Below are 21,425 nucleotides of genomic sequence, written 5' to 3'. Positions count from 1 at the left end.
ATGATAGAAGAAATTGAATCTTTCAAATTCAAGAGAATCAGCTAAAATTATACCTTATTTCTTTATTTATTTCAGCATTCAAGCTAAAATAGGTTTGTTTAGCGATTTAATGTCTAAAAGGGGGAAAACATCTTGCTGAAAATTGGTTCCCATGTTTCGTTCTCGGACAAGGGTCTGCCCAGCGCTACGGCCGAGGCGGTAACCTACGGCTCCAGCTCCTTCATGATATACACCGGGGCACCGCAAAATACGCGGCGTAAACCGATCGAATCGATGAATATTGAAGAAGGCAAAGCGGCGATGGCGCAAGCCGGGATCGGCGAAATCGTCGTCCACGCGCCTTACATTATTAACCTGGGTTCATACAAATCCAACACGTACCAGTTGGCCGTCGACTTCCTGCAGGAGGAAATCCGCCGGACCCACGCGCTAGGCGTGCGCAATATCGTGCTGCATCCCGGCGCTTTTACGGATAAGGATGCCGAGTACGGGGTAAACCGCATTGCGGAGGGCCTGAACGAAGTGCTGAACGGAACGAGCGAAACCGAGGTATGCATTGCGCTGGAAACGATGGCCGGCAAAGGAACGGAGATCGGGCGCAGCTTCGAAGAAATCGCTCAGATCATCGATAAAGTCCAGCACAACGAGCGCCTGACCATCTGCCTCGATACTTGTCATATCCATGATGCCGGGTATGATATCGTGAACGATCTGGACGGCGTCCTGAAGAAATTCGACGATACGATCGGATTGAAGCGAATTGAAGTCGTTCATATCAATGACAGCAAGAACCCGGCAGGTGCGGCAAAAGACCGCCATACGCCGATCGGCTCCGGCTGGATCGGGTTCGATGCCATCCATCGCGTTGTGCATCACGAGGCACTGCAAGGCCGGCCGTTCATTCTGGAGACGCCTTGGGTCGGGAAAGATGCGAAAACCCAACGTCCGATGTATGAAGTGGAAATTGCGCTGCTGCGCGGGAATGTTGTCGAGCGGTTCGGTGAAGGATTCCTGAGCGATGTGGAGCGATTGGGTGATTTTTTCACCAAACAGGATATAGACTCCCGTTCCTTCGTGCTGGATACGTGGAATCTGCTCAAGAATGACGCCAAAGCCAAAAAGGCCGATCCGCGCGAGCCGATGGAACGGCTGTATGACCTCGCGATGGAAGCCAGCCTGTTCCCGGAGTTGACGGAAGAGCAGGTGAACCAACGCCTGGTAGCCTGGTTCGCCGGCGCGGGGAAATAACAAAGACATCATCATTCGGCAAGGGGAATGGAAGAGAAATGGATATGCACATCAAAACGGGGGGACAACCCGCCAAACCTTATGAGAGCAACCGCGCGCGCATGCTGATTTCCTGCCCGGACGGGCCGGGGATCGTCGCCGCGGTATCCCGCTTCCTGCATGAGCATGGAGCGAATATCGTGCAATCGGACCAGTATACGATGGACCCGGAGGGCGGCATGTTTTTTATGCGGGTGGAATTCGATCTGGATGGACTGGATGGGCGAATTGCGGGATTAAGAAGCGACTTTGAAGCGATCGCCTCGCAGTTCCAGATGCAGTGGAATCTCTATCAGCTAAGCCGGAAGAAGAAGCTGGCGATCTTCGTATCCAAGGAGGACCATTGCCTGGTCGAGCTGTTGTGGCAGTGGCAAGCCGGGGACCTGGACGCCGAAATTTCCATGGTCGTGAGCAATCATCCGGATATGAAAGAATACGTCGAATCGTTTGGAATTCCGTATTATCATATCCCAGTTACTCCGGAGACGAAACGCGAAGCCGAACAAAAGCAGCTGGAGATCGTCGGCGGCAACGTCGATTTGATCGTGCTGGCAAGATACATGCAAATTGTATCCCCGGCACTGATCGAGCCGTACCGCAACCGCTTGATCAACATTCATCACTCGTTCTTGCCGGCGTTCGTGGGGGGCAAGCCGTATGCGCAAGCGTATGACCGCGGAGTCAAGATCATTGGGGCCACCGCGCATTACGTCACCGAGGAGTTGGATGGCGGGCCGATCATCGAGCAGGACGTGCAGCGCGTCAGCCACCGCGATGACGTGAACGAGCTGAAGCGAATCGGGCGGACCATCGAGCGGGTCGTATTGGCCCGGGCTGTGAAATGGCATATCGAAGACCGCATTTTGGTGCATCAAAATAAGACGGTCGTGTTCAACTAACCGGCCTTAATCGACTGCACTCCAAGAATAAACCGGCATCCCGGACGACGCGTCAGGGTGATGCCGGTTTTTGATTTTATTCGGCTCCCCGGTAAGCGACTCCGTCGATCATCAACAGGCAGTCGCCGTCGATAAACTCCGTGGTGGAGGTCATGCGGGCGGGGAAATGGTTTTGCTCAAAATATTCGAAAAACACCTTTTCCATCTCGGGCAAGTCCTGAATATACTTCCGGTTGGGAATAATGGAATAATGGAATAATGGTATGGAAATGGGGAGTAGGAAGTGCTACAATAGATAAAGTCAAAATGATTTTTTCAAAGTGATTGTTTTGTAATCGGAACGTTAAAAGTTTCATGGTTTTCAATGATTTTTTCATAATAAGGAGGAAACACGAATGCCACTTGCAGACAACAATACGATCGACAATCTCTCGATCACCACCATTCGTACGCTGGCGATCGATGCGATCGAGAAGGCGAAATCCGGCCATCCGGGCATGCCGATGGGTTCGGCTCCGATGGGCTATCAATTGTTCGCCAAAACGATGAACCATAACCCGGACGAACCAACCTGGATCAACCGCGACCGGTTCGTCTTGTCCGCGGGCCACGGCTCCATGCTGCTGTACAGCTTGCTGCACCTGTCCGGTTATGATCTCCCGATGGAGGAAATTAAACAATTCCGCCAATGGGGCAGCAAAACCCCGGGTCATCCGGAGTTCGGCCACACTGCCGGCGTTGATGCCACAACGGGTCCGCTTGGCCAAGGTTTGGCGATGGCCGTGGGCATGGCGCTTGCGGAAACTCAACTGGCAGCGACTTATAATAAAGGCGATCTGAAAGTGATCGACCACTACACGTACGGAATTTGCGGCGACGGCGACCTGATGGAGGGCGTTGCCAGTGAAGCGGCCTCGCTTGCCGGCCACCTGAAGCTCGGCAAATTGATTTTCCTGTATGACTCCAACGATATCTCGCTGGACGGCAAACTGAACCTCAGCTTCTCGGAGAACGTGCGTCAACGCTTCGAAGCTTACGGCTGGCAAACGCTGCGCGTGGAAGACGGCAACGATCTGGCGGCGATTGAAGCAGCGCTCGAAGAAGCGAAACGCGACACCGAACGTCCGACCCTGATCGAAGTGAAGACGATTATCGGCTACGGCAGCCCGAACAAGCAAGGCAAAGGCGGCCACGGCGGTACGCACGGCTCCCCGCTGGGTGCGGAGGAAGCGAAGCTGACCAAAGAGAACTACAAATGGGTTTATGAAGAGGATTTCTATGTTCCGCAAGAAGTGCGCGAGCATTTTGCCAAAGTCAAAGAACGCGGGATTGCCGCTTATCAAGCTTGGCAAGAAACGTTCAATAAATATAAGGCGCAATATCCCGAGCTGGCTACGCAATTCGAACGGGCCATCGCCGGCGATTTGCCTTCCGATTGGGATGCGAAGCTGCCGAAATACAGCGCAACGGACAAAGCGGTATCTACGCGCGTAGCTTCCGGCAATGCGCTCAACGGTCTTGCACCGAACGTACCTCAGTTGCTGGGCGGCTCCGCCGACCTGGAGAGCTCGACGATGACGCATTTGAACGACCTGGCGATGTATACGCCGGAAACCCGCGACGGCCGCAACCTGTACTTCGGCGTGCGCGAGTTCGGCATGGCAGCAGCGATGAACGGCATCATGCTGCACGGCGGTTTGAAAGTATTCGGCGGTACGTTCTTCGTATTCACCGACTACTTGCGTCCGGCTGTACGTTTGTCTGCGTTGATGAAGCTGCCGGTGACTTACGTATTGACGCATGACAGCATCGCGGTCGGCGAAGACGGCCCAACTCACGAGCCGATCGAACAGCTGGCTTCCCTGCGTATCATTCCGGGCTTGACGGTCATCCGTCCGGCGGACGGCAACGAAACGTCGGCGGCCTGGGCATATGCGGTGGAAAATAAATCGAACCCGGTCGCGCTGGTGCTGACTCGTCAAAACCTGCCGATTCTGGAGAAAACAGCGGAAGCGGCCCGCGAAGGCGTGAAGCGCGGCGGTTACGTCGTCTCCGATGCGAAGGACGGCAAACCGGTTGCGCAGATTATTGCCACTGGCTCCGAAGTGCAGCTCGCGGTGAAAGCGCAAGCGGCTTTGGCTGAGGAAGGCATCCAGGTTCGCGTCATCAGCTTGCCAAGTTGGGATCTGTTCGACAAGCAGGATCAGGCGTACAAGGATTCGGTCATCCTGCCGGATGTCAAAGCCCGCGTTGCCGTAGAAATGGCGCATCCGTTCGGCTGGGAGCGTTTTGTCGGCGAGAAAGGTTCGATCATCGCCATCGACAAATTCGGGGCATCCGCACCTGGCGACAAAGTGATCGAAGAGTACGGCTTTACAGTTGAGAACGTGGTTAGCCACGTGAAAGCCCAATTGAAGTAAATTTTTCAAAAGACGACTTTTTGAACAACCTTTAGCGGGGAGAGGGGAACGTGACACAGCAATTGCAAAACGTGACCGTAGAGAAGCAAGCCAACATTTATTTCGACGGCAAAGTCACGAGCCGGACCGTCTGGCTTCCGGATGGAAGCAAGCTGACGCTGGGGATCATGCTCCCCGGGGAATATGAATTTGGCACGGATTCGCTGGAAGTGATGGACATTTTGTCCGGAGACCTGAAGGTGCTGCTTCCGGGCGAAACGCTGTGGCGGGAAATCAGCGGGCGCGGAACGTTTACCGTTCCCGCCAAGTCTTCCTTCAAGCTGGAGGTACGCAGCGTCACCGACTACTGCTGCTCTTACGGGGCGGGAGCTTAAGGCGCGGCGGCCTCTTGGCCAATCCAAAAAGGCAGGTATCAGCGATTCACCTTCGCTGTACCTGCCTTTATGTTCATTTCTCCGCGGCGTCCGCTTTCGCTTACTCGCCGATTTGCTTGCCGATCCAGGCTTCATATACTTTGACGATCGAGGAGAGATCCTCATCGCCGAAGCCTTGGGTTTCCCCCGCCTGGAACAGGCTCTTGGCCAAGCTCAGCATCGGCGCCGGAATGCCCGAGCCGTCGGTCAGCGCGGACGCGAGCTTCAGATCCTTCAGCATCAGCGCCAGCGAGAACTGGTTCGTGAAATCATGCTCGATGATTTTGCGACCCTTGAGCTCTGCGGCCTTGCTGCCGGCGGAACCGAGCTGCACGAGCTCCAGGAAGCGCTCGGCCGGCAAACCCGATCTGGCGGCGATGGCAAACCCTTCAGCCAGCGCCAGGTTGTTGATGCCGACGATCGTGTTGTGGGCCAGCTTCGCGATGGCGCCGCTGCCGTTGTCGCCCATGTGCAGCACTTTTTTGCCCATCGTATCGAACAAGTCCATGACCTGCTCCAGCGCGTCGGCAGCGCCGCCTATCATAAATACGAGGGTTCCGTCGATCGCGGCCGGCGAACTGCCGGTGACCGGGGCGTCAAGGAACGCGCCTCCAAGCGCGGTGATCTGCGCGGCCAGCCGCTTGACGAGCGCCGGCGAGATGGTCGAGCAGTCGATCACGGCGGTTCCGGGCCGGATGCCGGCTAATAGGCCGTCCGCGCCTTCGTACACTTCAGCGATGGACGCATCATTGCTGACCATCGTGATGACGACGTCCGCCGAAGCGGCGGCTTCTCTCGGCGAAGATGCCGTGGCGGCTCCCTGCTCGGCAAGGGGCGCTGTTTTGGATGCGGTTCGGTTAAACACGGTCACGGGGTATCCTGCCTTCAGCAGGTTCGAGGCCATCGGTGCCCCCATCGTCCCGAGGCCGATAAATCCGATATTTTTCAAGTTCGTCACCATCTTCCAAAAGAATTGAACATCATTTAATTATTTTAGCACGGCGCGTGGAAACGTGTATATTGTGCCCTTGTCATTGCCGGGAATTTACAGTATCCTAGTTTTAAGTTGTTTGAGGCGGCGTTCAGACCGGTTTTTTTTACCAAACAGCAGCATTTGAACGTTTCCTCTTGGATAGGTCAGTGTGATAAATATTAGACGGAGGAGAGTTTCAGCAATGTCCAAAAAAGTGACGTTTGACTACAGCAAAGCCCTGCAATTCATCGGGCAGCATGAGGTCGATTATTTGGCGGAGCCGATTCGCGCGGCTCATGAACAGCTACATAAAGGCACCGGCGCAGGCTCCGACTTCTTGGGTTGGATCAACCTGCCGACGGACTATGATAAAGAAGAATTCGCCCGCATCCAGAAAGCGGCAGCCAAGATTCAGAGCGATTCCGACGTCCTGATCGTCATCGGGATCGGCGGTTCCTACCTGGGCGCGCGCGCCGCAATCGAATCGCTGTCCCATTCCTTCTACAACCTGTTGCCGAAGGACAAGCGTAAGACGCCGGAAATTTACTTCGCCGGCAACAACATCAGCTCGACCTACGTGAATCATCTGCTTGAGCTGATCGAAGGCAAGGACTTCTCCGTGAACGTGATTTCGAAGTCGGGAACGACGACGGAACCGGCCATTGCTTTCCGTATTTTCCGTGCGGCACTGGAGAAGAAATACGGCAAGGAAGAGGCGCGTAAACGGATTTATGCGACGACCGACAAAGCCAAAGGGGCGCTAAAGAAGCTGTCCACCGAGGAAGGTTACGAAACGTTTGTCATTCCGGACGACGTGGGCGGACGTTATTCCGTCTTGACCGCCGTGGGTCTGTTGCCGATTGCGACCGCCGGGATTAATATTGAAGAAATGATGCAAGGTGCGGCCGACGCGGCGAAGGAATTCAGCAACCCGAACCTCGCCGAGAACGCCAGCTACCAATACGCAGCTGTCCGCAACGCATTGTATCGCAAAGGCAAAGTGACGGAAATCCTCGTCAACTACGAGCCTTCCCTGCATTACGTATCCGAATGGTGGAAGCAGCTGTTTGGCGAAAGCGAAGGCAAGGATTACAAAGGGATCTACCCGGCTTCGGTCGATTTCTCCACCGACCTGCACTCCATGGGGCAATTCATCCAGGAGGGTAACCGGAACATTTTCGAAACGGTCATCCAAGTGACCGAGGTGCCTAGTCACATCACGATCGAATCCGATCCTGCGGATCTGGACGGCCTGAACTTCCTGGCTGGCAAAACGCTCGACTTCGTCAACAAGAAAGCGTTCCAAGGCACTCTGCTGGCGCATACCGACGGCCAAGTACCTAACCTGGTTGTGAATGTGCCGGATATGACGCCGTATTCCTTTGGTTATCTGGTTTATTTCTTTGAAAAAGCCTGCGGCATCAGCGGTTACCTGCTAGGCGTTAACCCATTCGATCAACCGGGCGTTGAAGCTTACAAGAAGAACATGTTCGCGCTGCTCGGCAAGCCGGGCTACGAGAAAGAAAAGGCCGAACTGGAAGCCCGCCTCTCCGAATAAGGGCAGGCCCATTTCGTTCAAGTTAGTTTGCCAGGAAGCAGTTCGCCGGAACTACCGGAGGAGCTGCTTCTTGGCACATTCATAAGGATGGTCTCATATGCTGGAAAAGTACAAGACGGTCAGGCAAGCCGGAGAACAGGAAATCGTCATCAAGAAGTCAAGGTTTATCGGACACGTGAAGCCGGTGTCAACCGAAGCCGATGCGCTTCAGTTTATCGAGGAGATCAAGAAGAAGCACTGGAACGCCACGCATAACTGTTCCGCGTACATGATCGGGGAACGGGATGAAATCCAGAAGCAATCGGACGACGGGGAGCCAAGCGGAACAGCCGGCAAGCCGATTTTGGAGGTGATCAAAAACCAGGGCCTCAAGAACGTCGCGATCGTCGTAACCCGGTATTTCGGGGGCATTATGCTGGGGGCGGGCGGCTTGATCCGCGCTTATACAGACGGAGCCGTTGCCGCAATCGAAGCGGGGGAAGCCATTACCCGCGTGCTTCATCAGGAAGTGTTCGTGGAGCTGGATTACACCTGGCTGGGTAAAGTGGAGAATGAACTGCGCAACCGCGGCATCCGTACGGGAGATACGGGGTTTGCGGATAAGGTGACTCTATGCTGTCTGCCGCTTCATCCGGAGGCGCAGGCCTTCAAGGATTGGATGACCGATCTGACGGGAGGGCAGGCCGTGATGACGGAAGGTGAACAGGTTTATTTTATTGAAGGGGAATAATGCCTATGGCAAGAAGAGCAGTTGATCAGGAGTTGTCGAGAGAAAGAATTATGGAAGCGGCCCGGCATTTGTTCATCACCAAAGGGTATCGCGGGATTTCCATGAGGAGCATCGGTCAGCATTTGGGATACAGTCACGGCTCGCTTTATTATCACTTCAAGGAAAAGGCCGAGTTGTTTTACGCCATCGTGGTAAAAGACTTCGAGTCCCTGACCCATCTGTGCGAGCAAGTGACCAAACGGCCGCCAACCGACGGGCTGACCAAAGCGGAGCAGCTCATGCTGGAATTTATCAAATTCGGCTTGGATCATCCGCATCAATACGAAATCATGTTTATGCTCAGGGATGAGGAAATATTGGCATACTGTCGCAGCGAACAGGCCAAATGCTTCAATATGTTCGAGTCCATCATCCGCAGTTTTCTGCAGGAGGAGAGGCACCCGCTGGAGAATAATCCGTCTCTTCCGCTCAGTATGTTTTTGGGTATGCATGGATTTATCTCTTACTACATCCAGGATCGGCTGACCTTTGAAGAGATTAAGCCGGCCGCTGTCGCGCACGTCAAAATGTTAAGCCACAGTATTTACCGCATAACGTCATAAGGCGTTTTTGTTTTCACTTTACGCTTTATCCAATTACACCATCATAGCATCAATACTTTATAACACTAATTGACAAAACCGGCCATCCCGTATTCAGACGATCGGGGCAGGCCGGTTTTCGCTCATTGTGCAGTGAAAAAAAACCGAAAATATCGAAAATACCGCTTGGCTCCTGCTTGTTTTCAGATTGACGGAAGGCTTACGGTTTGATAATCTATTCGTATAAACAATTCCAAGTAAATTCATCAGAATAAATAATATTTTCTTGACTGGGGCTTTCGAAACCGGAAAGGATGAGTGGTTTGGCATGCATGTAGAAGTGCGGAATTTGGATAAGCATTTTGGCAGCTTCCATGCCGTCCAGAATGTTAGTTTTGGCATCGAGAAGGGGCAATTAATCGGCTTGTTGGGGCCAAGCGGCGGCGGCAAAACATCGATCCTTCGCATGCTCGCCGGTCTGGAGCAGCCGGATCACGGGGAGATTCTGTTTCATGGGCAGCGCGTCAACGAGCTGGCGCCGCAGGATCGCGGGATCGGGTTTGTTTTTCAAAGTTATGCCCTCTTTAAGCATATGACCGTATTCGATAATATTGCCTTTGGTCTGCAAGTGAAGAAGGTGTCCAAGGCGGAGATTCGGGAGCGAGTGATGAAGTTGGTCGAGCTGACCGGCTTGCGGGGGTTCGAGAACCGCTATCCGCATCAGCTGTCGGGGGGGCAGCGCCAACGGGTTGCCTTTGCCCGAGCATTGGCGCCGCAGCCGCAGCTGCTGCTGCTGGATGAGCCGTTTGCCGCCATCGATGCCAAGATTCGTCAGGAGCTGCGTTCGTGGCTGCGCGAGTTGATCGAGCGGGTGGGGATCACCTCGATTTTTGTGACCCATGACCAGGATGAGGCGATCGAGGTGGCCGACGAGATTATGATCATTAATCAGGGGCGGCTGGAGCAAAAAGGGACGCCCTGGGATATTTATAAGGAGCCGGAGACGCCGTTCGTGGCCTCGTTCATCGGGCAGTCGACGCTGGTAGAGCATGCCGCCGACCTGAAGGGCTTCGAGGAGGAAAGCGGAGGGCCGGACACGAAAGCCTTGGTTCGTCCGGAATATATCGAGGTGGGCACCGAACACGAATTTACGCTGTTGTCCGCAACCGCCCCCGGCGTGGTGAAGCACCTGCATTTCCGCGGCAGTGAGTGGCTGGTAGAAGTGGAGGTTGGCGGACATACGCTGACAACGTTCCGCTCGCTGGAGAAGGAGACCTTGAAGGCTGGCCAGGAGGTTCGCGTCCTGGTGCACCGCGCTTATCTCTTCGATCAAGAGCGGAGCTGGATTCTCGAAAATCCGTTGAAGCGCAACCCGCTGAGCGTGATCATTTAATACAGGAGGGATATGTCCGGTTCGGCCTCTTTTCACGATTATCCCTTTAGTTCAGGAGTCTGTGGGGAGATTGTTGAAAGTGAATAATATCGCTTCCTCGGGAATCAAGGTTGCACCTTCCTCTGTGGGGGGGACGCAGCCTCGGAAGTTCATGGGGCCCATGTGTGCTGCAGCCTGTGCTGCAGCCTGTGCTGCAGCCGCTTTACGCTGTAACCTGAACATACGGGATAATCGTGTAAAGGGAGCCGGAGAGAGGGGTACCCGGCGAACCCGGCGGACCCGCAGGAAGCTGTTCCAGCCGGCGATGAAGGTCAGGATCCACGGCGATTTGGTGGGGAGGGGGCTTTAGGGTAAAAAGTACCGCTATTTTCCGGTAAAGCCGAATTACCTGACAAATAGCGGTATAAAATGGCCTTATTCTCCGGTAGTGAGCCGATTTACCCGCTCAGAAGGGCCGTTCGGCGAAAATAAGACCCTAAAAGGGCCTTATTTCCTCGAAAAGGGACGTTCAGAGCGAAATAAGGCCCAAAAGTACCGTTATTTGAGTGAAAATCAAAAGAAGCCGCTGACAAACCGTTCAGCGGCTTCTTTGCAATTAGGCTCTCGACCGGACTTCCTGGCGCATGAACAGGATGTAGGACAGGCCGAAGCAGATCATCGTGGCGGCCAGCAGGCCGGTCAGCTGCGGCCAGACCAGCAGCAGGCTTTGACCCAGCGACAGCGGGCTTGCGATCGCTCCGACGAGCTGGTCCATCGTCAGCGGCCCCAAGGCGCGAACGCCGGGGGAGAGCATCGTCGAGATCGTCTCCGAGAACAACTCCGTTGGGGACAAGCGGTTGAGCGTCAGCACGAGGTTCATCTGCCGCAGCTGCGCCTCCGGCGAAGCCATTTGCGATACGGCGGTCGCGCTGTCGATCATGTTGATGATCATGCTGTAGAAGATCGTGAAGAACAGCCAAATGGCGATAGACGACAACGCCGACGTCGCCGCCTGCCGGAAGCAGATGGAGAACAGGATCGACAGGCAGAGCCAGAAGCCGATATAGACCACCGCAATCAGCAGAAAGATCAGAATGCGGGCAAATTCCTCCGGCGTCGGCGGATAGCCGATCGTAAACAAGCCCAGCCCCATCACCAGCAGGCCCAGCGAAAATACGACGACAGCGATAACCGCCAAAGCGGACACAAACTTTGCCTTGATAAAATCGTCGCGGTAAATCGGCTGTGACAACAAGCGGCCCAACGTCCCTTTATTCCGTTCCGAGTTGACAGCGTCGAAACCTAAGGTGATCCCGATCAGCGGTCCGAGCCAGGACAGGAACGTGGCAAAGGAGGGAACCGCGAGGGCGGAGCTGGTTAAAGTATACATTTTCAGGAACAGGAACATGTCTCCCGCTCCGCCGTCCGCCGTGCTGCCGCCTGACCGAATTGCCGAAACGGCCGAATAAATCGAGCCGATGCAGGCCAGCACGATGATGCCCATCAGGATCCCGAAGCGCCAACTGCTTAAGTGATCCCCGATCTCCTTCTGCACCATCACCCAAAAGGAGGTAGAGGAGCGTTCCCGAGGCCGGTCCCCTTCAGAGGCGGGACGCAGCTCCGCCCATAGCTTGGCTGCTCGCTTCCGCCATTCGTTCAGGCGCAGCAGCTCCCTCAGCGAACGCCTGTCAGCTGCTTTATTAGGCTGCATCATTGCTCACCCCTTCTCTCGAAATAGCGATGATAGATGTCGTCCAATCCGTATTCCTTCCGGCGGATGTACACGAGCTCCGCGTCTCCATGAATGACGGCCTCCGCGATCTGGGCGGTGAGGTCGCGCTCGCAAACGACCGTTGCGGTCACGCCTTGTTCCAGCTCATCGTCCCCTTGATTCGGGTAACGGATGTCGCGGACACCGTCCAAACTTGAGAGATGCCGGGCCAACTCATCGGTCCAGCCCTTGGCACCCACCTCGACGTAAACGTTGCCGTCGGCATCCAGCTGTTTGGACAGCGACCGGATGTCGCCGCAGGCGATCAACCGGCCTTGGACGAACAAGCCAACGCGATCGCAGATCTGCTGCACCTGATGTAGATGATGCGAGGACAGCAGCACGGTTAGCTTCTCATCGCGGCTCAGCGAGGAGATGAGGGCAAGCAGCTCTCGCACCCCTTCGGGGTCGATCCCGAGCGTAGGCTCGTCAAGGATGATGACCTCCGGGTTTTTGATGAGCACATCGGCCAGGCCCAGGCGCTGCCGCATCCCGCGGGAGAACGCCCCGACCTTTTTGCCGGCATTGTCGGCCAGCCCGGTTTTCTCCAGCAGGGCTTTGGCACGCTGCAAGGCCTCTTGTTCCGATACGCCGTTCAGCCTTGCCGTGTACACAAGATTATCCAGCGCCGTCCGATCCTCATAGAATCCGACATCGTCGGGCAGATAACCAACCTTCCGCTTCACCTTGAGCGCCTCGCGCGTCGGGTCGAAGCCGCAAATTCTCGCCAGTCCTGAAGTCGGCTCGGTCAACCCCAGCATCATCAGGATGGTTGTGGTTTTCCCCGCGCCGTTGGGGCCCAGTAAACCGAATATCTCCCCGCGGGCGATGCTCAAATTCAGATGATCAACGGCCGTAGCTTCCCCGTATTTTTTTGTCAATTGAACCAGTTCAACGACGGCACCTTCGCCAGCAGCCGATGGGGTGGGAGTCATGCCGATTTCGCTCATCATGGATTATCTTCTCCCGTATTTCCGGAACAGGTAATAGATGCCCCCGCAGACGGCCAGTATGATGAGAACCCCCACCCATCCCCATAATACAGACGATTTCACAGTAACGCGCAGATCGGCGTTGGCGCTTTTGTTCGAGGAGGAAGCGGTCAGGCTGACCACGTAGTCCCCGGGAAGCGACTTCTTGCTCGACTTGATCGTGGCTTGAACCTGCTTGCTCTCACCCGGCGCAAGTGTCGTGATCGACGAAGGTTCAAAGGATACCTCCCAATCCGTCGGGGCGGACGAGGAGAACGAAAGATCCTGGAGCTCGGCCGAACCGGTATTTTGGATGACAAAGGTCAACTTGCGCTCGGAGCCGGCTCCAACGTCTGTGCTAAGCCGGTCATCGGTCGTGGAAAACTTCATGTCGTACGTCCCGGTCACAACGGCCTCGATTTTGGCGTTCGCCGTCGTATCGCCGCTTGTTGCTGCAATCGGAATTTCGTACGTGCCGGCCTTGATTTGCTCCGGCGGTTTGACTTCAAGGGTAACGTTCTTCTCGGCATTAGGCTCCACTTCGACCGAAGTCACGCTGTTGCCGTCGGCTTTAAAGCGAACGTCCCAGCCCTGTTCGGCTTGGGCGCTGAAAGCATAGGTCTGCTTCTGCGTTGTTCGATTCCGCAGCACTGCGCTGTACGTGAAAGTGGAATCCGAATGCCCTTCCATGTTGGACTGGTCCAACGTCAGCTCGGTTTTGAAAGTGCCCTGTTCCGAAACGTTGACGACGAGCGGTAATGTGGCATCATCCGCTTTGAGGTTAAATACGTACCGACCTTTATTGATTTGCAGAGGGACGTCCAGGTCGAGATTGAAAGTTTGGGTCTCCCCAGCCTTTACGGCCAGTCGCGACACCTCGCGTCCGCCTGCGGTCAATTCGTATTTCCAATCCTTGCTTTGCGTCTCCAAAGAGAGGTTGGCCGAAGCCGTACTACCGCCATGATTGACGAGATCGATCGTATAAGACACGGATTCGCCCGGTGCGGCGGACCATTCTAAGTATGGCGTGTAGAGCTCCAGTGAGCCCGCCGCCGAGGCGCTGCCCCCTCCAGATAGAGCCCCGCCTAAGGCTGTGACCAGAATGAGCAGCAGGAACGCCGCTTTTCGATAGGTTTGACGCATCTCTTATACCCCCTATGAAATATGGATGTTCATCAAGGGTACGCATGAAACGCCATCTTGGATTTATCCGGTCAAAAATTTTTTTGGGGGTTTTCAATCGAAATTATTTCTGATAAAACGGGAGGTAAGAAGAGGAGAAATTTTGCGGGAGGGACAAACATGGACCTGCAAAATGAAGAGATGACCAGGCAATTGAATGAAATGTGCGACGGTTCGGTGCAAGCGTTCGATGCGTTTTATGCCTGTTATTCTCCCTTTGTCATGCAGGTGGCCGGCCGTCTGGTAGGGGAGCGGATGGAGGCCGAGGATATTTGCCATGAAGTATTCTTGGAGGTGCTGCGGCGGGGGCGGGACTACGATCCGTCCCGCGGCTCAATCAAAGCCTGGCTGGCGGTGATGACCCGCAGCCGCAGCCTGGATCGCCTGCGGCGCAAAGCGCGGCTGCACTATCCGGGCGACGAGGCGCTGCACAGAGATACGGTGGATGAAGTCGGCTCCGGCGAAAACGAGGCGTTATCGCGGTTGGAACGGGAGGCGCTCCGTACGGCGATTTATGCATTGCCGGAGTCGCAGAAGAAGGCGATTATGGGCTCCTATTTCACTCTGCAGACCCAGCGTGAAATGGCGGAGGCTTGGAGCGTGCCGATCGGTACCGTCAAGTCTTGGGTGCGTTATGGATTAACGAATTTGCGTAAGCAGTTGGAGAAGCAAGGCTGGGGAGAACCGCTGGAAGGAGGGAACGAGCATGATCGGGCAAGCCGGTGATCGTGATCGCAAGGTTGGCGGTGCGGGACAAGAGAACCTGTGCGTTCGGATGTATTCTGAACAGGAGTGGATCGATTGGCTGCTGGGCCAGCACCCGGAACCCAAGCGAACCGAAATGGCAATGCATCTGGACACCTGTACGATTTGTGCGGAGCAGAAGTCGTATTGGAGCGATGTCCTGGGGATCGGCAGCGAACACGAACCGCTGACGGAGGTGTCGGACAGCCCCGGGGGAGCAGCCCTCAGTGAGTCGGCATGGAGGCAACCGCTGACGCCAGCGCAAGGGCAGGGAGTATCGCGCTTGCAGATGCCTACGTCCGAACCTTCCGGTCCCACCTTGCAGCGGGGCGGTCTGTGGACAGAGGCCGTACCTTCCGAGCGGATTCGGCGCAGCTTGCGGCGCCGGGTAAGAAGAATCGGATGGCAACGCCGGGCGTTGCGGCTGCTGACGGCTCGTTGGAAATGGACGGTGTCGCTGGCCGCAGCTCTTATGGTGCTGATCGGCATGGGGGTTGCGATCGATCGCCTGAATCAACCCGCAGCTGGCTGGGACCGCTATGTACAAACGTATGAACCGGAGGCGCTGCCGGTGCTGTTCAAGCCGGATACGATCTCTTACCCTCTCGCCATGGGCCGTAGGGAGCCGGAGAACGGGAGGGTATGGTACAATGCCGCCACCCGGGAGATGCTGATGCTGGTTGGCGGGCTCGTTCCGGACAGAGGGCAGACGATTCGCGTCTGGATCGTGAAGGAGGGCGCTCGCGACAGTCTGGGATTGCTGCAATATCACGCCAATCGGGCGCATCTCTATGTCAAGGACAAGACGCTGGGGTATGGCGACAGCCTGGAATTGACGATCGAACCGGCCTATGGCGCGCCGGATCTCGACAGGGCCCTGAACTCTATCTCGTTGGATTTGCTGGGGCGGTAAGTATATCTCGCAGAAGTAGGGTCTACCTCCAGACTGGATGCAGTTGGATGGCGGGAGATTTCGTAACTTATAGATAGGCGGCTAGATAGGCAGCTAGATAGGCAGCTTGTCGGGAGGGAGACTTTTCGGAATGGATCAACTTGAATTTATCGGTACCGGGGACGCCATGGGGGTTCCAAGGGTGTATTGCGATTGTGAGATATGCGGGGAAGCGCGGAGCACCGGCGGTGTGAACCGGAGGTATCGTGCTCTGGTTGCGGTCGAGAGCAAGGAAGGGGGCTTCCTGATCGATTGCGGACCGGATTGGCGGTCCGGCATGGAGCGGCGGGGACAACGGTTTGCGGAGCGGATCCTGGTCACGCATGCTCATTTCGATCATATCGGGGGATTGCCCGAATGGGCAGACGCCTGCCGCTGGCTGGGCAGAAGGGGGCAGCTCTACGCGCCGCAGGAGGTGCTGGAGACGATCATCCGGCAGTATCCGTGGCTGGGCGGCCATTTGGACTTGCATGCTGTTGGCGACGAGGGGATTCGGCTGGCCGGGTGGCAAATCCGTGCGTGGAAGGTGTTCCACGGCAAAAACGGATTTTCGTATGCCTACCGCCTGGAGAAAAACGGCTTCACCTGGGCTTACTGCTCGGATTCGATCGCTTTGCCTGAGGAACAAAAACAGCCGTTGCACGGCCTCGATCTGCTCGTGTTGGGCACGAGCTTCTATCATGAGCAGGCGGAGTTTGCGACCCGTTCGGTGTACGATGTGAGGGAGGCGCTGGAGCTGCTGCGCGAAATCCGCCCGGCGCGGACGCTGTTTACGCATCTGTCGCACGACATCGACCTTCGCCGTGATTACGGATTGCCGGAGGGCGTGGCGTTTGCCGCGACGGGCATGAGGGTGCCGCTGCAGGCGGGGGAATAATGGCGGAGGATGGCGTCCGAGGGAGCACTCGAGCAGATGTGTGATCGGATGTCCGGTTGGACTTCCAAGCCGAGGATTAAGGAGAGTACCGAGCGGATGTTCGAGCGGATCTCCGAGCGAGCGGTTCCGAAGCGGGATCTATGGGGAGTACTTTCTGCCGAATGTATGCGAAAATTCGAATACATTTCACCCATGTTGGGTCACTTGGACCCCATATATATGAAATTTCGTGCTTATTCGCCCCAACCGGGCGCAAATGCCCTGATTCTATATGAAAAATCGAATAGAATTCGCAGATTGGGCCGTAAGCGGCAATTTATATGCGAAAAATCGAGTATATGCAAAAAGACTAACTGGAAGAGCTCCGGTTAGTCTTTTTTCGCGCTAAACCTTCAATACAAACTTGTCGATCACGTGCTTCACGCCATCCTCATTGTTGCTCAGCGTGATGAAGTCGGCGATCTCCTTCAAGGCCGGGATGGCATTGCCCATCGCTACGCCCAGGCCGGCAGCCTCCAGCATCTCATGATCGTTCCACGAATCGCCGATGGCGATCGTTTGCGATAAGTCGCAGCCGAAATGGGCCGCCAGGAATCGCAGGGCGTGGCCTTTCGTGCCTTCCGCATGCATGATTTCCAGAAAGTTCGGCTTGGATTTGGTAATATGAACGCCGTCCCCCAGCAGCTCGCGTATCTCCGGCGCGATTTGGTCCAGGTAATCGGGCTCGTCGATGATCAGCATTTTCGGGGTCAGTTGGGCCACCAGCTTGGCGAAATCCGGCTCCACGTAATACCGCGTCCGGTTCAGCGTGGTGTAGTCGATCAGCTTCTGATTCTCCTCGCGGGCGTACAGCTTGTCGTCGATATACGTTTGCAGGTGCAGGTTGCGTTCGATGCAGTATTCGAACAGCTTGCGCGCTGCATCCATCGGGACGTAACGCTCGTAGAGCACTTTTTCGTCCATCAGGTTCTTGACGAGCGCCCCCTGGTACGTAATGATCGGCACGTTCAGCCCGGTCTGACGGGCGATCGCTTGGGCCGATGCGTAGGCGCGGCCGGTAGCCAGGGTTACGACCACCCCTTGGGCCACCGCTTGCTCTAATGCCTGCTGCGTCGCAGGTGTCACTTCCTTGTCGTCATTGATCAAGGTGTCATCGATGTCGATGGCAATCAGTTTATACATGGTTTCTCTCCTTTGAGGTTGAAAATCTCTCTCTATCCGGCGGATTTCAATTCCGCCAGCAGCATGTCGCCCAGGATGCACAATGAGGATAACAGCTTCCCTTCCCGCCGATAAAATACGGAAATGATCAATGCCAGGAGCAGCGCCGCTCTGATAAAGCGAATGCCGTTAAAGGCCAGGGCGGGAGCACCCGCACGACATGCTGTACGATCAGGAAGGTGCAGCCCCACCACATGAAAGCCACGGACAAAAGCCCTAAATCGGCCAGACGGATCCGGTTCACGGGAGGTTTTTTCCAAGATAGCGCCGCCTCGTTATTCTTCAAGGAATACCAATCCGATAAAGTCGTCCAGCTCCAAATTGCCAAAGTAATGCTTGATATCGATGGCGGCGAGCGCTTCCCTAACCGCCGTTTCCTCGTATTTCGCGCCTCTCAGCTTATCTTCGATATCGACCACGTCGCCGACGCCAAAGAAATCGCCGTAAATTTTGATGTCCTGGATATGGCCGTCCTTGATATTCATGCGCAAGTCGATAATGCCGACCGGGAACTTCTTCGCGTGCTTGACATTGCTCTCCGGCGACAAACCGTAGTTCCAATCCCAGTTCTTATAGCGCTGCGCGGAAATTTCATGGATTTTCGTCCAATCCGCTTCCGTCAATTTATATTGGGGCACCGCATGAGGCTCCATGCCAAAAATATGCCGCAGCAGCTCGGCGCGGAATTCCTCGATCGTCATTTTGCGGTCCAGGAAGTCGATGATGTTGGCGACCCGGCTGCGCACGGATTTGGTGCTCTTGGATTTGAATTTCTCCGGATTGGCATGCAGCGAGGCCTGTACGTTGTCAAGGTTCAGATTGAACATCAGCGTACCGTGGCTGAACATGCGGCCGCGCGTGGCAAATTGGGCGTTGCCGGAAATTTTCTGCTCCCCGACTTGAAGGTCGTTGCGTCCGGTCAATTCCGCGTTCACGCCCAGCGATTTCAAAGCTTGCACCACCGGCTCGGTGAACTTGCGGAAGTTATGGAACGACTCGCCGTCATCCTTGGTGATGAAGCTGAAGTTCAGGTTCCCCAAGTCGTGGTACACTGCACCGCCCCCGGATAGACGACGCACCACCTGTACGCCGTTCTCCTTGACGTATTCCTGATTGATTTCTTCGATCGTGTTCTGGTGCTTGCCGATAATGATGGAAGGAGCGTTAATATAAAACAGCAAATAGCTGTCGTCCTCCAGCGGCAAATGTCTCAGGGCATATTCTTCGATGGCCAGATTGACGGACGCATCGGTAATGCCTTCGTTATCGATAAACAGCATGGTTCTCCATCCTCCTGTTTGCGGTCGGCAGCCTGATTCTCAGGCCCCGGTATGTAGTCCTGCACGCCTCTCATTTTATTGTAAACCAATTGGTGTCGAAACCAAAGGGGCAGCAGGTTTTTTTGCCGAAAAAGAACGTTTGCCCTCCTTATTGACGGAAGGGGAGCGGGAACAGATAATGGGGACACCTGAACTTTTTTGGAATTGATGATGAATCCGCGTAAGGTTGTATGGAACAGAAGAAAAGAGGGATCGGTCATGGAGTTGGAAGTTTACGGCCACGGCGGCGACCTGTTGACGGCTTCGGCCAGGTACGGTGTGGCGGCGGGGGAGTGGACGGACTTTAGCGCGAACATCAATCCGCTGGGGCCTCCGCCCGGGTTGCTGGATGCGCTTCGGGAGGCGCTGCCGGGGATTGTGCGGTATCCGGATCCCGGGCACCGCAAGCTGATCTCGCAATTGGCCTCCCGCCTGCAAGTGGAGGAGGGGGCGCTCGTTGTCGGCAACGGGGCGGCGGAAAACATGGCGCTGGCGCTGCTTGGACTCGCCCCGGAGAAGGTTGGGATCGTGGAGCCCTGCTTCTCCGAATACCGGACGCTCTCGGAGCAGTTTGGCGCCCGGGTGCGGTCGGTGTTCGGAACGGAGGAGGGGGCGTATAAGGCTGCGCCGGAGGAAGTAGAACGGTTGATCCGGGAGACGGATTTGACGTTCATCGGTCAGCCCAACAACCCGAACGGGGTGCAATACGGCATGGACGAGCTGCGGCGGTTCGCCGCGGCCGGGGAGCGTTACGGCACGTATGTGGTGGTGGATGAGGCGTTTATCGACTTTATTCCGGAACCGGAGCGCCGGACGCTGCTGCCGGAGCTTGGAAAGTATCCGCATCTGGTCTTGATCCGGTCGATGACGAAGTTTTATGCGATCCCGGGGCTTCGGCTCGGGTATGCAATCGCGCATCCCGAGACGGCCCGGCGCATGCGGGACAAGCAGGTGACCTGGAGCGTCAACACGTTGGCGTTGCTGGCGGGGGAAGTATGCCTGGGGGCGGAGGTTTCGTACGAGCAGGCGACTTTGGCGCTGGTGAAGCGGCAGCGTGAACGGCTGATAGGCGAGCTGACGACGCTCGGCTGCCGAACCTGGCCGGGGGAAGCGAACTTTCTGCTCGTTCGGCTGCCGGAGCCGTGGAAGGCGGAAGCGATGCAGACCGCGCTCGGGCGGCGCGGGGTGCTGGTGCGCAGCTGCGCGATGTACCCGGGACTGACGGAGCGGGACATCCGGCTGGCGGTGAAGGATGAAGCGGCCTGCAGCAAGCTGCTGCGGGAGCTGGAGGCTGTGCTAGGCAGCGGCGATGACCGGAGAGATTTGCTGAAGGGGAATTCGAATACATGAGGCAGGGGTTGGGTCATGGCCTGTGTAAATTTCATGATAATCGTAACTGGATAAATGAAACCTCATCAGCGTGAGATAGGATAAGGGGAGGAAGGGGAAAATGACGATGGAAATGCCTTTTATGGTGGCGAAGCCGGGCGAGGTTTATGCCTCCGAAGTTTGGCCTGGCCTGAAGTTGGAGTTCGGGGAGCGGCATTTGATGCTGGAGGCGCCGCAGGCGATGGACGGTTTGAGCAGCGCGGTATACGGCGGCGGCTTTGGCAAGCTGCGCCGGATGGTTAACATCTACGTAGACCGCCATTACCGCTGCGACGATCCGGTCCGGGATATCGCGGATCTGCTGGGGCAGTGGGGGTACCCGGCCGAAGAAACGGCCGGGTTGCTGACGGCGGTGCCGATGCGCTACGCGGCGGTGGCGGAGGAGCGTGGCGACGATTTCGCCGTCTTCTGCTGCGCGACGGCGGGGGCGTCGAACGCCGCGCGGGCCGGCGTTCGGCGGACGACGTTCCCGGCTTCGTGGACGCCGGGAACGATCAATGTGCTGCTGGCCGTGGACGGGCGGCTGACGCCGGCGGCGATGGTCAACGCCGTGATGACGGCGACGGAGGCCAAGACGGCCGCGCTGGGCGATCTCGGCGTGACGGACGCCGAGAACGGGCTTGCGGCCACCGGCACCACGACCGACGCGGTCGCGCTGGGCGTGAGTCAGCGGGCCGACTGGCCGCTGCTGCACGCTTACGCGGGCACCGCGACGGACCTGGGCGGCACGGTGGGCCGCCTGGTGTACGCCGCCGTAGGCGCGTCG

The 21,425-nt window shown here is 56.3% G+C and carries 21 protein-coding genes; 13 read left to right on the top strand and 8 right to left on the bottom strand.

All coding sequences use genetic code 11. The features are described 5' to 3' along the window. Positions 1-132: 132 nt before the first annotated feature. Positions 133-1,248 carry a deoxyribonuclease IV gene (locus tag BN3795_RS22045; protein ID WP_068786852.1) on the top strand — a complete coding sequence of 372 codons (1,116 nt, stop codon included), beginning with the start codon at positions 133-135 and terminating at the stop codon, positions 1,246-1,248. Positions 1,249-1,286: 38 nt separating this feature from the next. After that, a complete protein-coding gene (purU, locus tag BN3795_RS22040; RefSeq protein ID WP_068786851.1) occupies positions 1,287-2,186 on the top strand; it encodes a formyltetrahydrofolate deformylase in 900 nt (299 codons plus the stop codon). 76 nt (positions 2,187-2,262) lie between these two features. Here purU and BN3795_RS26115 read toward each other — a convergent pair whose 3' ends face one another. Then, positions 2,263-2,391, bottom strand: a complete 129-nt coding sequence (locus BN3795_RS26115) for a hypothetical protein (protein ID WP_269800228.1) — start codon at positions 2,389-2,391, stop codon at positions 2,263-2,265. Positions 2,392-2,581: 190 nt separating this feature from the next. Between BN3795_RS26115 and tkt the strand changes: the two genes are divergently transcribed. Further along, positions 2,582-4,606 (top strand): transketolase, encoded by a 2,025-nt coding sequence (gene tkt, locus BN3795_RS22035; protein ID WP_068786850.1) that lies wholly within the window; start codon positions 2,582-2,584, stop codon positions 4,604-4,606. A 50-nt stretch (positions 4,607-4,656) separates the two neighbouring features. Continuing rightward, on the top strand, positions 4,657-4,980 hold the full coding sequence (gene ppnP, locus BN3795_RS22030) for a pyrimidine/purine nucleoside phosphorylase (RefSeq protein ID WP_068786849.1): 324 nt from the start codon (positions 4,657-4,659) through the stop codon (positions 4,978-4,980). A gap of 100 nt (positions 4,981-5,080) precedes the next feature. On the opposite strand, the gene BN3795_RS22025 is transcribed toward ppnP, so the two are convergent. Continuing rightward, positions 5,081-5,968 carry an NAD(P)-dependent oxidoreductase gene (locus BN3795_RS22025; protein WP_068787030.1) on the bottom strand — a complete coding sequence of 296 codons (888 nt, stop codon included), beginning with the start codon at positions 5,966-5,968 and terminating at the stop codon, positions 5,081-5,083. Between the two features lie 226 nt (positions 5,969-6,194). On the opposite strand from BN3795_RS22025, the gene BN3795_RS22020 reads away from it, so the two are divergent. From BN3795_RS22020 to BN3795_RS22005, 4 genes are all read left to right on the top strand, one after another. Beyond that, the gene (locus BN3795_RS22020) at positions 6,195-7,550 is read left to right on the top strand and encodes a glucose-6-phosphate isomerase (protein WP_068786848.1); all 1,356 of its coding nucleotides are present in this window, start codon (positions 6,195-6,197) and stop codon (positions 7,548-7,550) included. A gap of 97 nt (positions 7,551-7,647) precedes the next feature. Next, on the top strand, positions 7,648-8,280 hold the full coding sequence (locus BN3795_RS22015) for a YigZ family protein (protein WP_068786847.1): 633 nt from the start codon (positions 7,648-7,650) through the stop codon (positions 8,278-8,280). A gap of 5 nt (positions 8,281-8,285) precedes the next feature. Beyond that, positions 8,286-8,882: a TetR/AcrR family transcriptional regulator gene (locus BN3795_RS22010; RefSeq protein ID WP_068786846.1), complete on the top strand. Its 597-nt coding sequence runs from the start codon at positions 8,286-8,288 to the stop codon at positions 8,880-8,882. Between the two features lie 307 nt (positions 8,883-9,189). After that, complete coding sequence (locus BN3795_RS22005) at positions 9,190-10,254, top strand: sulfate/molybdate ABC transporter ATP-binding protein (protein ID WP_068786845.1); 1,065 nt, start codon at positions 9,190-9,192, stop codon at positions 10,252-10,254. Between the two features lie 595 nt (positions 10,255-10,849). Here the strand turns inward: BN3795_RS22005 and BN3795_RS21995 are convergent. The 3 genes from BN3795_RS21995 to BN3795_RS21985 are packed head-to-tail and all read right to left on the bottom strand — an operon-like array spanning position 10,850 to position 14,118. Further along, entirely contained in the window at positions 10,850-11,947 is a 1,098-nt protein-coding gene (locus BN3795_RS21995; protein WP_110945304.1) for an ABC transporter permease, read from the bottom strand. Beyond that, entirely contained in the window at positions 11,944-12,957 is a 1,014-nt protein-coding gene (locus tag BN3795_RS21990) for an ABC transporter ATP-binding protein (protein ID WP_068786843.1), read from the bottom strand. Before BN3795_RS21990 ends, BN3795_RS21995 begins: the two co-directional genes overlap by 4 nt. 3 nt (positions 12,958-12,960) lie before the next feature. Then, the gene (locus BN3795_RS21985; RefSeq protein WP_068786842.1) at positions 12,961-14,118 is read right to left on the bottom strand and encodes a COG1470 family protein; all 1,158 of its coding nucleotides are present in this window, start codon (positions 14,116-14,118) and stop codon (positions 12,961-12,963) included. 159 nt (positions 14,119-14,277) lie between these two features. Between BN3795_RS21985 and BN3795_RS21980 the strand changes: the two genes are divergently transcribed. From BN3795_RS21980 to BN3795_RS21970, 3 genes are all read left to right on the top strand, one after another. Further along, positions 14,278-14,883 carry an RNA polymerase sigma factor gene (locus tag BN3795_RS21980; protein WP_068786841.1) on the top strand — a complete coding sequence of 202 codons (606 nt, stop codon included), beginning with the start codon at positions 14,278-14,280 and terminating at the stop codon, positions 14,881-14,883. Next, the gene (locus BN3795_RS21975) at positions 14,864-15,814 is read left to right on the top strand and encodes an anti-sigma factor (RefSeq protein WP_068786840.1); all 951 of its coding nucleotides are present in this window, start codon (positions 14,864-14,866) and stop codon (positions 15,812-15,814) included. Before BN3795_RS21980 ends, BN3795_RS21975 begins: the two co-directional genes overlap by 20 nt. 130 nt (positions 15,815-15,944) lie before the next feature. Then, positions 15,945-16,730 carry an MBL fold metallo-hydrolase gene (locus BN3795_RS21970; RefSeq protein ID WP_068786839.1) on the top strand — a complete coding sequence of 262 codons (786 nt, stop codon included), beginning with the start codon at positions 15,945-15,947 and terminating at the stop codon, positions 16,728-16,730. Positions 16,731-17,114: 384 nt separating this feature from the next. Here BN3795_RS21970 and BN3795_RS21960 read toward each other — a convergent pair whose 3' ends face one another. Genes BN3795_RS21960 through BN3795_RS21950 form a run of 3 tightly spaced genes read right to left on the bottom strand, consistent with a single transcriptional unit; the run spans position 17,115 to position 19,231 of the window. Next, positions 17,115-17,912, bottom strand: coding sequence for a Cof-type HAD-IIB family hydrolase (locus BN3795_RS21960; protein WP_068786837.1), 798 nt, complete (start codon positions 17,910-17,912; stop codon positions 17,115-17,117). A gap of 32 nt (positions 17,913-17,944) precedes the next feature. After that, the gene (locus tag BN3795_RS21955) at positions 17,945-18,211 is read right to left on the bottom strand and encodes a hypothetical protein (RefSeq protein WP_068786836.1); all 267 of its coding nucleotides are present in this window, start codon (positions 18,209-18,211) and stop codon (positions 17,945-17,947) included. 15 nt (positions 18,212-18,226) lie between these two features. After that, positions 18,227-19,231, bottom strand: coding sequence for a lipoate--protein ligase (locus tag BN3795_RS21950; RefSeq protein WP_068786835.1), 1,005 nt, complete (start codon positions 19,229-19,231; stop codon positions 18,227-18,229). A gap of 258 nt (positions 19,232-19,489) precedes the next feature. Here BN3795_RS21950 and BN3795_RS21945 point away from each other — a divergent pair, with 258 nt between their 5' ends. Beyond that, positions 19,490-20,620, top strand: a complete 1,131-nt coding sequence (locus BN3795_RS21945) for a pyridoxal phosphate-dependent aminotransferase (protein ID WP_068786834.1) — start codon at positions 19,490-19,492, stop codon at positions 20,618-20,620. A gap of 100 nt (positions 20,621-20,720) precedes the next feature. Beyond that, on the top strand, positions 20,721-21,425 hold a 705-nt coding region (locus tag BN3795_RS21940), incomplete at its 3' end, for an adenosylcobinamide amidohydrolase (protein WP_332835619.1).

It is taken from the genome of Paenibacillus phocaeensis (assembly GCF_900021165.1).
In the GTDB taxonomy this organism is placed as follows: Bacteria; Bacillota; Bacilli; order Paenibacillales; family Paenibacillaceae; genus Fontibacillus; species Fontibacillus phocaensis.
This window is presented reverse-complemented; position numbering and strand designations above follow the sequence as displayed.

Coding starts and splice junctions, on each gene's coding strand:
- purU (WP_068786851.1), top strand. CDS start 1,287: ATGGATATGCACATCAAAACGGGGGGACAACCCGCCAAACCTTATGAG.
- BN3795_RS26115 (WP_269800228.1), bottom strand. CDS start 2,391: ATGGAAAAGGTGTTTTTCGAATATTTTGAGCAAAACCATTTCCCCGCC.
- tkt (WP_068786850.1), top strand. CDS start 2,582: ATGCCACTTGCAGACAACAATACGATCGACAATCTCTCGATCACCACC.
- BN3795_RS22020 (WP_068786848.1), top strand. CDS start 6,195: ATGTCCAAAAAAGTGACGTTTGACTACAGCAAAGCCCTGCAATTCATC.
- BN3795_RS22015 (WP_068786847.1), top strand. CDS start 7,648: ATGCTGGAAAAGTACAAGACGGTCAGGCAAGCCGGAGAACAGGAAATC.
- BN3795_RS22010 (WP_068786846.1), top strand. CDS start 8,286: ATGGCAAGAAGAGCAGTTGATCAGGAGTTGTCGAGAGAAAGAATTATG.
- BN3795_RS22005 (WP_068786845.1), top strand. CDS start 9,190: ATGCATGTAGAAGTGCGGAATTTGGATAAGCATTTTGGCAGCTTCCAT.
- BN3795_RS21995 (WP_110945304.1), bottom strand. CDS start 11,947: ATGATGCAGCCTAATAAAGCAGCTGACAGGCGTTCGCTGAGGGAGCTG.
- BN3795_RS21990 (WP_068786843.1), bottom strand. CDS start 12,957: ATGATGAGCGAAATCGGCATGACTCCCACCCCATCGGCTGCTGGCGAA.
- BN3795_RS21985 (WP_068786842.1), bottom strand. CDS start 14,118: ATGCGTCAAACCTATCGAAAAGCGGCGTTCCTGCTGCTCATTCTGGTC.
- BN3795_RS21980 (WP_068786841.1), top strand. CDS start 14,278: ATGGACCTGCAAAATGAAGAGATGACCAGGCAATTGAATGAAATGTGC.
- BN3795_RS21975 (WP_068786840.1), top strand. CDS start 14,864: ATGATCGGGCAAGCCGGTGATCGTGATCGCAAGGTTGGCGGTGCGGGA.
- BN3795_RS21970 (WP_068786839.1), top strand. CDS start 15,945: ATGGATCAACTTGAATTTATCGGTACCGGGGACGCCATGGGGGTTCCA.
- BN3795_RS21960 (WP_068786837.1), bottom strand. CDS start 17,912: ATGTATAAACTGATTGCCATCGACATCGATGACACCTTGATCAATGAC.
- BN3795_RS21950 (WP_068786835.1), bottom strand. CDS start 19,231: ATGCTGTTTATCGATAACGAAGGCATTACCGATGCGTCCGTCAATCTG.
- BN3795_RS21945 (WP_068786834.1), top strand. CDS start 19,490: ATGGAGTTGGAAGTTTACGGCCACGGCGGCGACCTGTTGACGGCTTCG.